The organism is Pseudomonas sp. VEM90, from assembly GCF_054611535.1.
Genome location: NZ_JBTRAR010000001.1, coordinates 125,801 through 138,614, shown reverse-complemented (window position 1 = coordinate 138,614; position 12,814 = coordinate 125,801). Strand labels below are relative to the sequence as shown.

General features: G+C 60.7%; 11 protein-coding genes. All 11 read left to right on the top strand.

Annotated elements, in window-relative coordinates; all coding sequences use genetic code 11:
• The first annotated feature begins 56 nt into the window (after positions 1–56).
• The 11 genes from ACYCCG_RS00690 to ACYCCG_RS00640 all read left to right on the top strand — a co-directional run bounded on the left by ACYCCG_RS00690 (position 57) and on the right by ACYCCG_RS00640 (position 12,811).
• On the top strand, positions 57–1,598 hold the full coding sequence (locus ACYCCG_RS00690; protein ID WP_459669173.1) for a class I adenylate-forming enzyme family protein: 1,542 nt from the start codon (positions 57–59) through the stop codon (positions 1,596–1,598).
• A gap of 15 nt (positions 1,599–1,613) precedes the next feature.
• A complete protein-coding gene (locus tag ACYCCG_RS00685; RefSeq protein WP_209966618.1) occupies positions 1,614–2,648 on the top strand; it encodes a class I SAM-dependent methyltransferase in 1,035 nt (344 codons plus the stop codon).
• Positions 2,641–3,813 (top strand): acyl-CoA dehydrogenase family protein, encoded by a 1,173-nt coding sequence (locus tag ACYCCG_RS00680; RefSeq protein WP_459669172.1) that lies wholly within the window; start codon positions 2,641–2,643, stop codon positions 3,811–3,813. Before ACYCCG_RS00685 ends, ACYCCG_RS00680 begins: the two co-directional genes overlap by 8 nt.
• A 36-nt stretch (positions 3,814–3,849) precedes the next feature.
• Positions 3,850–4,236, top strand: a complete 387-nt coding sequence (locus ACYCCG_RS00675) for an ectoine synthase (RefSeq protein ID WP_176684102.1) — start codon at positions 3,850–3,852, stop codon at positions 4,234–4,236.
• 42 nt (positions 4,237–4,278) lie between these two features.
• Positions 4,279–5,496 carry an MFS transporter gene (locus ACYCCG_RS00670; protein ID WP_339443175.1) on the top strand — a complete coding sequence of 406 codons (1,218 nt, stop codon included), beginning with the start codon at positions 4,279–4,281 and terminating at the stop codon, positions 5,494–5,496.
• Between the two features lie 163 nt (positions 5,497–5,659).
• Positions 5,660–7,447: a PQQ-dependent alcohol dehydrogenase PedH gene (pedH, locus tag ACYCCG_RS00665; RefSeq protein ID WP_209966615.1), complete on the top strand. Its 1,788-nt coding sequence runs from the start codon at positions 5,660–5,662 to the stop codon at positions 7,445–7,447.
• A gap of 316 nt (positions 7,448–7,763) precedes the next feature.
• The gene (exaC, locus tag ACYCCG_RS00660; protein WP_209966614.1) at positions 7,764–9,284 is read left to right on the top strand and encodes an acetaldehyde dehydrogenase ExaC; all 1,521 of its coding nucleotides are present in this window, start codon (positions 7,764–7,766) and stop codon (positions 9,282–9,284) included.
• A 230-nt stretch (positions 9,285–9,514) separates the two neighbouring features.
• Positions 9,515–9,586 carry a pyrroloquinoline quinone precursor peptide PqqA gene (gene pqqA / locus ACYCCG_RS00655; protein WP_003243383.1) on the top strand — a complete coding sequence of 24 codons (72 nt, stop codon included), beginning with the start codon at positions 9,515–9,517 and terminating at the stop codon, positions 9,584–9,586.
• Between the two features lie 51 nt (positions 9,587–9,637).
• Complete coding sequence (pqqD, locus tag ACYCCG_RS00650) at positions 9,638–9,910, top strand: pyrroloquinoline quinone biosynthesis peptide chaperone PqqD (protein WP_209966612.1); 273 nt, start codon at positions 9,638–9,640, stop codon at positions 9,908–9,910.
• An 89-nt stretch (positions 9,911–9,999) separates the two neighbouring features.
• Entirely contained in the window at positions 10,000–11,163 is a 1,164-nt protein-coding gene (ercA, locus tag ACYCCG_RS00645) for an alcohol dehydrogenase-like regulatory protein ErcA (protein WP_053870448.1), read from the top strand.
• Positions 11,147–12,811: a PAS domain-containing hybrid sensor histidine kinase/response regulator gene (locus ACYCCG_RS00640; RefSeq protein ID WP_019436698.1), complete on the top strand. Its 1,665-nt coding sequence runs from the start codon at positions 11,147–11,149 to the stop codon at positions 12,809–12,811. The genes ercA and ACYCCG_RS00640 overlap by 17 nt, the downstream gene beginning before the upstream one ends.
• Positions 12,812–12,814: the final 3 nt, after the last annotated feature.

Here is a 12,814-nt window from a genome sequence, read left to right as displayed (position 1 = left end):
TGAGCGCAAGAAAGCGCCGTTAGCACCCGAGCAAGGGATTGAGAGGATATCGAGCCATGCCTTTGTTTCATAAAGTCATTGCGGGCAATGCCAATGCATACCCAAGCAAGTCAGCAATCGTTCTAGACGGTGTAGCAACTTCCTATCGAGTGTTGCAACAACAAGCGGATGATATCGCATCTATCCTGCCAACCCTGGGAATTGCTCCAGGCGATCGTGTGGGTCTGTACTCGGCAATTTCCGTACAACTGGTAGCTGCTTATCTGGGCATTCTGCAAGCCGGAGCAGTTACTGCTGCTATCCATCATACCCTGAGCCGTGCCAGGCTGATTCATCAACTCAAGCATTCAGGCGCTCGGTTGCTGATCACTGACTGCACCGACGACCTTCCGGGCCTTATCAAGGCCGTTGGGCTTGAATGGGTGCTGCTCACGACCCCGAGCGCTGTGCTCCCGCCTCAGGTCATTCAAATGTCCGATGCCCTCTCCAGACCTTCGCAAAAGGCTGCTACGAGGCATCCGCCATTGATTGAAGACCCCGAAAGGTCTACGTCGATATTCTATACATCCGGATCGTCCTTCAATCCGAAGGGCGTGCTGGTCAACCACCGAATCATGTTGGCTGCCTCACGCCAAGTCACCGCCTACCAGCAGAACACCCCAGATGATCGCGTCCTCAGTTATTCGACTCTGGCCTCCGATTATGGTGTCTACAACGTGATGATGCCGCTGGTAGTCGGCGCCACCAGCGTGATTGAAAGCCAGCCGGCCACTACTGCCGAGGACATACTCGCAGTGGTTGAACGGGAGGAGGTAACCGCCGTGCATGTGTTTCCTCCATTATTTTTCCTGTTGGCCAATACCGGCCCGCATTGGGACGCTCGGGTGCCCAGCCTGCGTTATATATCCAGCAGTGGCCAGGCTCTCTACACCCGTCATATCCAGAAGATTCGGCAAGCTTTGCCTCGGGTACGGATCTTTTCCAACTACGGGCTCACGGAATGCAAACGTGTCAGTTACCTGCCTCCCGAGGAGCTCGATCAGCGCCCAGCCTCGGTGGGCAAACCTCTGCCCGGCGTCTGCTTGTACTTGGTGGACGAGCGAGGGCGGGCCATTGACCAGCCTGGGGAGGTCGGCGAACTGCTGGTAACCAGCGACTACCTGATGCTCGAGTATTGGAACATGCCCGAGGCCAATGCCATGGCCTTCCTACACAATGCATTCGGCCACCCGCGCCTGTTTCGCACAGGTGACCTGTTCAAGCGAGACGCCCAAGGCTACCTCTACTACGTGGCACGCAAGGATGACGTGTTTGCCCGCAATATCTGGAAGGTCAACCCGCGGGAAATTGAACAATGTTTGGCGTCACACCCGGCGGTTGCCGAGGTATTAGTGGTGCCGGTCGCAGACGAATCGGCCGGGCACGTACCGAAGGCCTATGTTGTGCTCGAAACTGACCATATACAGACCATCGAGCAATCCCTGCGTGATCACTGCATAGCCCAATTGGACTGGCACATGGTGCCGGCTTATTACGTGTTCCTTGAGGCCTTGCCAAAAACCGATTCAGGCAAATTCAGCGCCAGAGGGCTGATCTGACAGCAGGAGAGACACATGAACGCTTTTCCGCAGCAATCGTTGGACGACGCCAGTCTTGACCACGACCTCCATCAAAGCGCCATGTTGAAACTGGCCGAGCATTTTCACAGCCTGGCGACTGGCGCGAGCCAAGTTCCGTCGCAGTCTCTGGACAGCCACCTCAAGTCACAGATCGACGACCCTCAGGTACTCGAGTACCACGACCGCCTGCTTGCGGGGGCGGGCCCACTGTTTTCGCATTTTCTAGCTAGCGTACCGTACGTCCTTGAGGAACTCTCCAGGATTGGCGTGACGCTGTCCCGACTGGTCTCGGCCTACCCGCCCAGGGCCGGCCAGCGCTACAGCATATTCGAGGTGGACGCCTTCGATGGTAGTAATGGTCGTGCTTTGGCTGGCCAATCCCAAGGCCTGATCCTTAGCCTCACCTCGTCGCCCAACCGTGCCAACCAGATAGCCTTCGAGCGGTATGCCGACCCAGCCTTATCACACTTCTACCCGCACTCATTCTTCAAAATGAACACGAAGCTGCTGCAAAAGCCGGAATATAAAGCGTTCAGCCAGGGATTCGATTTCATATACGAAATGGCCGCATTCCAGTTCTATAACCGTAACCGCGCGCAACAAATCGCCCACATCAAGCGTTTTCTGAAGCCCAGCGGGCTTGCATTTTTCCTCGAAAAGCTCAACCACCCCGATTCAGAAGAGTATCTGCGACGAGAGAAGATAAAGGACGAAGTATTCAAGACCCGCTACTTCAAAGTGGAAGAAATCCGTTGGAAACGCCAGCAGATGCTCGTGCAGATGCAAAACGGTCAGGTCACCATGGAAGAACTGGTAGGCGCCCTGTCGGCTCGCTTCAAGCACGTCCACCTGCTGTGGAACAGCAGTAATTTCTGCGAGTTTGTGGCCTCGGACGACGAACAGCGGATTGAACGATTCCTCAAGCTGCTAGGCCCGGTTGTGCAACCACCGGGCTTCTGCTTTGAAGGTTCGCGACTGGGTTCGGTGGTGCTCCATGGTAATCAAGTCGAGGTGCCGGCCAATGTCTGAAAACGTTCAACAGGTATTGCATCGCGCCGCCCAACCCGCGCCCTGCCAACGGGCACTGCAACACCTGTCAAGGTGGCGCGAGCGAGCGGGAGCAGCGCAGAAAGACCGTCGTTTGAGCCGCGATACATTCAACGAACTGTTCACCGGTGAGTGGCTGGATCTGTTGTCGCCTCGAGCGCCTGCAACCCGCAGCTCACATTGGCCAACAGTGGTGGAGAGCGCACGCATTGCCGCAAGGGCCTGCGCCTCCACCGGCTGGGTGATGGCCTTGGTGGGTGGGCACAGCAGCATCGCTCGACGTTTACCCCCGGCATGCCAGGATCAAATGTACGCTGACGGCCCCCGGCAGCTGTTCGCCTCGGCGTCCACCAGCGCCAACAGCCAGCTCAGCTACGAGGCGTGCGGCATAAGGGTGAACGGGCGCTGGCGGTTCAGCTCAGGGATCGAAGACGCGACGTGGTTGATGCTCAATGCACCTTGTCAGAACCACCCGGCTGCCTGGCACACTCCACGTTTTCTCGTACTGGTCGCCGCGCAGGATATTGAGCGAATCGACAGCTGGGACATTTGCGGCATGGCCGCAACTGGCTCTCACGACGTTCAGGCTCACCAGTTGCTGGTACCACACGAGCGGGTTTTCGCCTTGCATGAAATCTTCGCCCAACGCCCATCCAAACCGGAGATCGATTACATCGACCGTTTGCCATTGGCGCCCTTTCTGGCTACTTCGATCATCGGTCCGTTGTTTGGCTGCGCGGAGGGGGCCCATGATGCGTTCGTGTCGGCGCTCACTGACTCGCTGGCCAGCGACCCAAGGATTGCCGAGCAGGTCGCTCACTCGGCCGCACAGTTGCACAGCGCTGGCCTTCTCTATGACTCGTTGATATCGCGGTTGCATGAAGCAGGCATTCACGATCAAGCCCTGAGTACCTGTCAACTGCTGCGGTTACGCCGCGACCGTGCCTATTTGGCGAGGCAGTGCGTGCAAGCGGTGCAACGTCTGGTAGGACGGCTCGGTGCCTCTTCGTTGGCGGCAGGGCATCCACTCCAGCGCCATTGGTGTGACATCCAGGCTATCGCCGCGCATCGCGATCTGGCCTGGAGCGACGCGATGCTGGCTTGCGGCGAAGCGACCTTGCGCAATGGTAGTCACGACCAAGCATGACTCTTCATTCAACGCCTTATACCCAGAGAGGTTCACATGTTCATCCGCAGCAGGTCCGACGTGGAGAAAACCGCCTACTACGTGGAGTGGGGCGCCGGCACTAGCCATCGTCTACTCACCGAACGTGATGCCATGGGATTTACCCTCTGCCACACGGTGGTTCGTGCCGGCACTGAATCGCTGTTGCACTATCGGAACCATTTGGAGGCGTGCTACTGCATAGCCGGGGAAGGCGAGGTCGAGGACATGCAGGGGAATGTCTACCCGATACGTCCCGGTGATGTGTATGTACTCGACCAGCATGATCGGCACTACCTACGCGGCGGCAAGGAGCAGGACTTGATCCTGGTCAGTGTGTTCAACCCACCGTTGCGTGGTGACGAGAAACACAACCTCAACGACCGTTTGGGCTCGGCCTATTGAGGTTTGGCAAGGTCTCTTTCTTGCTTCTTACAGGAGTTCAGCATGCGCAAGGATTACCTGGCCTTTTTCATTTCGCTGTTTCTTTCGCGCCTGGCAGACCAGATCCTGTTGTTCATCGTGCCGCTGATAGTGTTCCAGGCCACCAACAGCGTCGCTTGGGCAGGGCTGGCGTTCTTTGTCGAGTCGCTGCCGCGTTTTCTCGCCTTCCCGGTATGCGGCGCACTGTGCGACAAGTTCTCACCCATCAAGATCCTGCACATTAGCCAAGTTTACCGGGCATTGCTGTGCTTGTTGGCGATGGGACTTCATGCCTTGTTCGGCGGTTTTGCCTGGCTGGTGGTACTGTCGGCGCTGTGTGGGGGGCTGACCACTCAGGGCATCATGGCCCGCGAGGTGGTGATGCCGCATATCTTCCAGCACTACAACTACACCAAGACCCTCGCCTATTCTCAGATCGCTGACCAGACGGGCCTGGTACTCGGGCCACTGGTGGCAGCTGCGCTGCTGGAGTTTATGGCATGGCACTGGGTAGTGCTATGGACTGCTGGACTGTTCCTGCTGGCCGACCTGAGCATGCGGGCATGGCAGCGCGCCAGCCAGGTCACCCTGCCGGTGTACGAGCAGCATCGTGATATCTGGTTCCAACCCGTGCGTATCGCCTTCAGGCATATTGGCGAACAGGCCGAACTGAAGAAGATCATCACCTTGGCCGTCGGCGTCAACCTGATCGTCGGGGTCACCTTAGCAACCTCGGCGGCCATGGTGCTCGGCGAGCATGGCGCTGGCAAGGACACCTACGCATGGCTGCAGGCGGCTGCCGCAGTAACTACTATCGTGATCCTGTTCTTTCTCGCCCGGGTGGTGCTGCCGTTACGGGTAATGGGTGGCGTGGGCTACTTGATGATTGCCGCCGGCGCTTTCATCAGCGCCTTGAGTCCGAACTTTGCAGGGTATGTGCTGGGGTTTTTGCTGATTGTCGGTTTCGACAAGATGTTCAATGTCTATATGCGCAATGTTCGGCAGCGGGTAATTCCGACCCAGGACTTTGGCAAGACGGTGGGAGTGGTCACATTGCTCAACAACTTGTCGCAACCGTTGGCGGGCTTGCTGGTGGGAATACTGGCGGCGCCGGTGGGGGCGCAAGGGGTTATCTTGCTGCTTGCAGTGCTGACTACCGTGATTGGAGCGGGAGTTGTGTGGTGGTTTGGCGGCGTACGGCGTTTGCCTGGGGAAGCAGTTATCCAAGGCAGGGCAGATTGACTCAAGCAGTTTCTGGTTGAACAGGACGGGCAAACCCAACCCCTACCAAGGAACTAGAAAACTCCGCACTGCGGGCAATTGTTGGCAATCGGGTCGGGACCAAGAATTCCCGACACACCGGGAAATTTTCCCGGGCACAACAAAAAAACCAAAGGTAGCCGTCATGACCCGATCCCCACGTCGCCCCTTGTTCGCCGTGAGCCTGGTGCTCAGCGCCATGCTGCTTGCCGGCGCGGCTCACGCCGCTGTCAGCAATGAAGACATCCTCCAGGACCCGAAGAACCCCCAGCAGATCGTGACCAATGGCCTGGGCGTGCAGGGCCAGCGCTACAGCCCGCTGGATATGCTCAACGTCAATAATGTCAAGGAGCTGCGCCCGGTCTGGGCGTTCTCCTTCGGCGGGGAGAAGCAGCGCGGCCAGCAGGCCCAGCCGCTGATCAAGGACGGGGTGATGTACCTGACCGGCTCCTACTCGCGGGTGTTCGCCGTGGACGCCCGCACTGGCAAGAAACTGTGGCAATACGATGCACGTCTGCCGGATGACATCCGCCCCTGCTGCGACGTGATCAACCGCGGCGTCGCACTGTACGGCAACCTGGTGTTCTTCGGCACGCTGGACGCCAAGCTGGTGGCCCTGAACAAGGACACCGGCAAGGTGGTCTGGAGCAAGAAGGTTGCCGACCACAAAGAAGGCTACTCCATCAGTGCCGCGCCGATGATCGTCAATGGCAAGCTGATCACAGGCGTTGCCGGCGGCGAGTTCGGCGTGGTGGGCAAGATCCAGGCGTACAACCCGGAGAACGGCGAACTGCTGTGGATGCGTCCCACCGTGGAAGGGCACATGGGCTATGTGTACAAGGACGGCAAGGCGATCGAGAACGGCATTTCCGGCGGTGAGGCGGGCAAGACCTGGCCTGGCGACCTGTGGAAGACCGGCGGCGCAGCGCCTTGGCTGGGCGGTTACTACGACCCGGAAACCAACCTGATCCTGTTCGGTACCGGCAACCCGGCGCCGTGGAATTCGCACCTTCGCCCCGGTGACAACCTGTACTCTTCCTCACGCCTGGCGCTGAACCCGGACGACGGCACCATCAAGTGGCACTTCCAGAGCACGCCGCATGACGGCTGGGACTTCGACGGCGTCAACGAGCTGATCTCGTTCAACTACAAGGACGGCGGCAAGGAGGTCAAGGCTGCCGCTACGGCCGACCGCAACGGTTTCTTCTACGTGCTCGACCGCACCAACGGCAAGTTCATCCGCGGCTTCCCCTTCGTGGACAAGATCACCTGGGCCACAGGCCTGGACAAGGACGGCCGGCCGATCTACAACGACGCCAGCCGCCCGGGCGCACCCGGCAGCGAGGCCAAGGGCAGCTCGGTGTTCGTCGCCCCGGCCTTCCTCGGCGCCAAGAACTGGATGCCGATGGCCTACAACAAGGACACAGGGCTGTTCTACGTGCCGTCCAACGAGTGGGGCATGGACATCTGGAACGAAGGCATCGCCTACAAGAAGGGCGCGGCGTTCCTCGGTGCCGGCTTCACCATCAAGCCGCTCAACGAAGACTACATCGGCGTGCTGCGTGCCATCGACCCGATCAGCGGCAAGGAAGTGTGGCGCCACAAGAACTACGCGCCGCTGTGGGGCGGCGTGCTGACCACCAAGGGCAACCTGGTGTTCACGGGCACGCCAGAGGGCTTCCTGCAGGCATTCAATGCCAAGACCGGCGACAAGGTCTGGGAATTCCAGACCGGCTCAGGCGTGCTTGGCTCGCCCGTCACCTGGGAAATGGACGGCGAGCAATACGTTTCGGTGGTCTCCGGCTGGGGCGGCGCGGTGCCGCTGTGGGGCGGCGAAGTGGCCAAACGGGTCAAGGACTTCAACCAGGGCGGCATGCTCTGGACCTTCAAGTTGCCCAAGCAGTTGCAGCAAACCGCGAGCACCAAGCCCTAACGCCTGCCTACTGCCGCTTGCTGCCGCTGATCGGTAGCAAGCGGCCCTGGGCTCTGACGAAAAGCCTTGATACTTGTTCATGCTGCGTTGAAAACCGCCTCGGAGTGCTCATGTACTTCAGTACAGTCGGGCGCGACCCCGGCCGTTCCTCGGCTGTTTTCGCCTTGCCTGACCTGCGTCTCAAGACTTTTCGTACAGAGCCTACTACCAAATGACGAGAGCCCCGCTGCCAACGATGCATTCGCCCGGCACGCGGGCTTGTTACCATCGGTGCATCGCCTGTCGTGGGACAGGCACCGACCCGCAGAGGCTCAGCATGATCTACGCACAACCCGGAACTCCAGGCGCCGTCGTATCCTTCAAACCCCGTTATGGCAACTTCATCGGTGGCGAGTTCGTGCAGCCGTTGGCGGGCCAGTATTTCACCAACAGCTCGCCGGTCAATGGCCAGCCGATTGCCGAATTCCCGCGTTCCACGGCCCAGGACGTCGAGCGCGCCCTGGACGCCGCGCATGCCGCCGCCGAAGCCTGGGGCAAGACCTCGGTGCAAGACCGTGCGCGGGTACTGCTGAAAATTGCCGACCGCATCGAACAGAACCTGGAAGTGCTGGCGGTTACCGAAAGCTGGGACAACGGCAAGGCCGTACGCGAAACCTTGAATGCCGACGTGCCGCTGGCAGCCGACCACTTCCGCTATTTCGCCGGTTGCATCCGCGCCCAGGAAGGTGGCGTAGGTGAGATCAACGAAGGCACCGTGGCTTATCACATCCACGAGCCGCTGGGTGTGGTGGGGCAGATCATCCCGTGGAACTTCCCGCTGCTTATGGCCGCCTGGAAGCTTGCCCCGGCCTTGGCCGCTGGCAACTGCGTGGTGCTCAAGCCCGCAGAGCAGACGCCCCTGTCGATTACCGTCTTTGCCGAACTGATCGCCGACCTGTTGCCGGCAGGCGTACTGAACATCGTCCAGGGCTTTGGCCGTGAGGCCGGCGAGGCGCTGGCCACCAGCAAGCGCATTGCCAAGATCGCTTTCACCGGGTCCACCCCGGTGGGCTCGCACATCATGAAGTGCGCGGCCGAGAACATCATCCCGTCCACCGTCGAACTGGGCGGCAAGTCGCCGAACATTTTCTTCGAAGACATCATGCAGGCCGAGCCGGCGTTCATCGAGAAGGCTGCCGAAGGCCTGGTGCTGGCGTTCTTCAACCAGGGCGAGGTGTGCACCTGCCCGTCACGGGCGCTGATCCAGGAGTCGATCTACGAGCCGTTCATGGCCGAGGTGATGAAGAAGATCGCCAAGATCACCCGCGGCAACCCGCTGGATACCGAAACCATGGTGGGTGCCCAGGCGTCCGAGCAACAGTACGACAAGATCCTTTCGTACCTGGAAATTGCCCGGGAGGAGGGCGCGCAGCTGCTCACCGGCGGTGGTGCCGAGCGGCTGCAGGGTGACCTGGCCAGCGGTTACTACATTCAGCCAACCCTGCTCAAGGGCAACAACAAGATGCGCGTGTTCCAGGAAGAAATCTTCGGGCCGGTGGTGGGCGTGACCACCTTCAAGGACGAAGCCGAAGCGCTGGCGATCGCCAACGACAGTGAATTCGGCCTGGGCGCCGGCCTGTGGACCCGCGACATCAACCGTGCCTACCGCATGGGCCGCGGGATCAAGGCCGGGCGAGTGTGGACCAACTGCTACCACCTGTACCCGGCGCATGCGGCGTTCGGGGGGTACAAGAAGTCCGGTGTTGGCCGTGAGACCCACAAGATGATGCTTGACCATTATCAGCAGACCAAGAACCTGCTGGTGAGCTACGACATCAATCCACTGGGCTTCTTCTAGACCGCGTCGCGGCCTTCGCGGGCTCGCCCGCTCCCACAGGTTCACCGTTGGTTCCAGAACCGGTGAAGAACCTGTGGGGGCGGGCGAGTCCGCAAAAGGGCCGGCACATGCATGGCCTACCCGTACCAACGCACCCCGCAAGCTCGTTCCAAAGTAGCATTCGGTCCAGTCCGCCCCCGTGCATTAATGCTTCTACCGGAATCCTCCGGCACAAGAAGAGGACTTGCCCTATGTGGACTAAACCCGCCTATACCGACCTGCGCATTGGCTTTGAAGTGACGATGTATTTCGCCAACCGTTGATGACGGCCCGGCCATCGCCACGGTGGCCGGATCCTCCTGGAGCATGCGCCTGTGAACCTGATAGATCGCCAGCAAGCCCTTGCCTTGGGGCGCGGCTTGCGCCTGGACTGGGAGCCACAGAAGGCTTGCCACGTGCTGTTGTACGCCGGGGGCATCATTGAGCTCAATGCCAGTGCCGGCTGGGTCCTGGCGCTGCTGGACGGCCACAGTACCGTGGCAACGATCATCGACCGCCTGGCACAACGCTTCCCCGATGTACCGCGGCTCGAAGAGGACGTGCTGGCATTTCTGGAGGTGGCCCGCGCCAAATCCTGGATAGAATGACCGGTAGCCCCGCTTTGGTCTGGTTGCTTTCGTGGTGGGATGCTTTACGCTGGCGTTTATCTTCCAGAACAATAAGAACAGGCTTACCGATGAGCCAGAGTTTCAGCCCCCTTCGCAAGTTCGTATCGCCTGAAATCATCTTTGGTGCCGGCTGCCGGCACAACGTGGCCAACTACGCCAAAACCTTCGGTGCGCGCAAGGTACTGGTGGTCAGCGACCCTGGCGTGATCGCCGCCGGCTGGGTGGCGGATGTGGAGGCCAGCCTGCAGGCCCAAGGCATCGACTATTGCCTGTACACAGCGGTGTCACCCAACCCGCGGGTCGAGGAGGTGATGCTCGGCGCCGAAATCTATCGGCAGAACCACTGTGACGTGATCGTCGCCGTCGGTGGCGGCAGCCCGATGGATTGCGGCAAGGCCATCGGTATCGTGGTTGCCCATGGGCGCAGCATCCTTGAATTCGAAGGCGTGGACATGATCCGCGTGCCCAGCCCGCCGCTGATCCTGATCCCGACCACCGCCGGCACTTCGGCGGACGTGTCGCAGTTCGTGATCATTTCCAACCAGCAGGAACGCATGAAGTTCTCCATCGTCAGCAAGGCGGTGGTGCCGGACGTGTCGCTGATCGACCCGCAGACCACCCTGAGCATGGACCCGTTCCTGTCGGCCTGCACCGGCATCGATGCGTTGGTGCATGCCATCGAGGCCTTCGTGTCTACCGGCCACGGGCCGCTGACCGATCCCCATGCGCTGGAAGCCATGCGCCTGATCAATGGCAACCTGGTGGAGATGATCGCCAACCCTACTGATATTGCGCTGCGCGAGAAGATCATGCTCGGCAGCATGCAGGCGGGGCTGGCGTTCTCCAATGCGATCCTGGGCGCCGTGCACGCCATGTCGCACAGCCTGGGCGGCTTCCTCGACTTGCCCCATGGCTTGTGCAACGCGGTGCTGGTGGAACACGTGGTGGCGTTCAACTACAGCTCGGCGCCGGAGCGTTTCAAGGTGATTGCCGAGGTGTTCGGGATCGACTGCCGCGGTCTCAATCACCGGCAGATCTGTGGGCGCCTGGTGGAGCACTTGACTGCCCTGAAGCATGCCATTGGCTTCCATGAAACCCTGGGCCTGCATGGGGTGCGCACGTCCGATATCCCGTTCCTGTCGCAACACGCGATGGACGATCCGTGCATCCTCACCAACCCCCGTGCGTCGAGCCAGCGTGATGTCGAGGTGGTCTATGGCGAGGCCCTCTGACGAGCAGCAGCGGGCGTTGGCCGGGCTGCTGGGGCTGGGTGACCACTCGGCGCGCAAAAGCCATTACCCGGAGCTGTCTGCCCGCCTGGACGAACTGGAAGCCGAGCGCAACCGTTACAAATGGCTGTTCGAAAACGCCGTGCACGGGATTTTCCAGGCCAGCCTTCAGGACGGCATGCGTGCCGCCAACCCGGCGCTGGCCCGCATGCTTGGCTACGACGACCCGCAAGCGGTGCTTTTTTCCCTGACTGACCTGGCCGCCAACCTGTTTGATGGCGGTGCCGAGGAGTTGCAGGCCATTACCGCGGTGCTCGCCCGTGAGCACAGCCTGCACGGCTACGAAACCCGTCTGCGGCGCAAGGACGGCAGCCATCTCGATGTGCTGATGAACCTGCTGCTCAAACCCGGCCATGAAGGGCTGGTGGAGGGGTTCGTCGCCGACATTACCGAACGCAAGCTGGCCCAGCAGCGCCTGCAACAGCTCAATGATGAACTGGAGCAACGGGTCGCTGCGCGTACCGATGAATTGCTGGAGGCGCGTGATGCCGCCGAAGCCGCCAACCGCAGCAAGGACAAATACCTCGCCGCCGCCAGCCATGACCTGCTGCAACCGTTGAACGCTGCCCGCTTGCTGATTTCGACCTTGCGCGAGCGGCCATTGCCAGAGGCCGAGCATGTGCTGGTGGAGCGTACCCACCAGGCCCTGGAGGGCGCGGAAGACCTGCTGACCGACCTGCTGGACATTTCCCGGCTCGACCAGGCGGCGGTAAAGCCGGATGTGGCCGTGTACCGCCTGGACGAGCTGTTCGCGCCGCTGGTCTCGGAGTTCAGCCCGGTGGCCGAGGCGGCGGGCCTGAAGCTGCACGCACGCATAGCCGACTACGCCATCAGCACTGACCTGCGGTTGCTCACACGCATCCTGCGCAACTTCCTCAGCAACGCTTGCCGGTATACCGAGGAGGGGCGGATCCTGCTCGGGGCAAGGCGCCGCGGTGGTCATTTGCGGCTGGAGGTGTGGGATACCGGACGGGGCATTGCGCAGGACCGGCTGCAGGACATATTCCTCGAGTTCAATCAGCTGGATGTGGGGCGTGCAGCGGATCGCAAGGGCGTTGGCCTCGGGCTGGCCATCGTCGAGCGGATCGCCAAGATACTCGGTTACCGGATCGAAGTGCGGTCGTGGCCGGGGCGTGGCTCGGTGTTCAGCATCGAGGTGCCGATTGGCGAGCAGCTGCCGCAGGCTGTTCACCAGGCATTGTTGCAGCCAAGTGCCGGCAATCCATTGCCGGGCCGCCGCTTGTTGGTGCTGGATAACGAAGTAAGCATTCTCCAGAGCATGGGTGCCCTGCTTGGGCAGTGGGGCTGCGAGGTGGTCACCGCCACCGATCAGGAGGCGGCTTTGCTGGCGCTGCAGGGGCAGGCACCGGAACTGATCCTGGCGGATTTTCACCTGGACCACGGCGTGGTCGGATGTGAGGTGGTCAGGCACTTGCGCGAACACTTTGCCAGTCCCATTCCTGCCGTGATCATCACCGCGGACCGCAGTGACCAGTGCCGGCGATCATTGCAGAAACTTGGCGCGCCGTTGCTGAACAAACCGGTCAAACCGGGCAAGTTACGGGCGGTGCTGAGCCAGTTACTGGGGTAGGCC

Bases quoted from the DNA above. Each gene is read 5' to 3' on its own strand.
- ACYCCG_RS00685 (WP_209966618.1), top strand. From the start codon at position 1,614: ATGAACGCTTTTCCGCAGCAATCGTTGGACGACGCCAGTCTTGACCAC.
- ACYCCG_RS00640 (WP_019436698.1), top strand. From the start codon at position 11,147: ATGGCGAGGCCCTCTGACGAGCAGCAGCGGGCGTTGGCCGGGCTGCTG.
- ACYCCG_RS00670 (WP_339443175.1), top strand. From the start codon at position 4,279: ATGCGCAAGGATTACCTGGCCTTTTTCATTTCGCTGTTTCTTTCGCGC.
- ACYCCG_RS00680 (WP_459669172.1), top strand. From the start codon at position 2,641: ATGTCTGAAAACGTTCAACAGGTATTGCATCGCGCCGCCCAACCCGCG.
- pedH (WP_209966615.1), top strand. From the start codon at position 5,660: ATGACCCGATCCCCACGTCGCCCCTTGTTCGCCGTGAGCCTGGTGCTC.
- ACYCCG_RS00690 (WP_459669173.1), top strand. From the start codon at position 57: ATGCCTTTGTTTCATAAAGTCATTGCGGGCAATGCCAATGCATACCCA.
- exaC (WP_209966614.1), top strand. From the start codon at position 7,764: ATGATCTACGCACAACCCGGAACTCCAGGCGCCGTCGTATCCTTCAAA.
- ACYCCG_RS00675 (WP_176684102.1), top strand. From the start codon at position 3,850: ATGTTCATCCGCAGCAGGTCCGACGTGGAGAAAACCGCCTACTACGTG.
- ercA (WP_053870448.1), top strand. From the start codon at position 10,000: ATGAGCCAGAGTTTCAGCCCCCTTCGCAAGTTCGTATCGCCTGAAATC.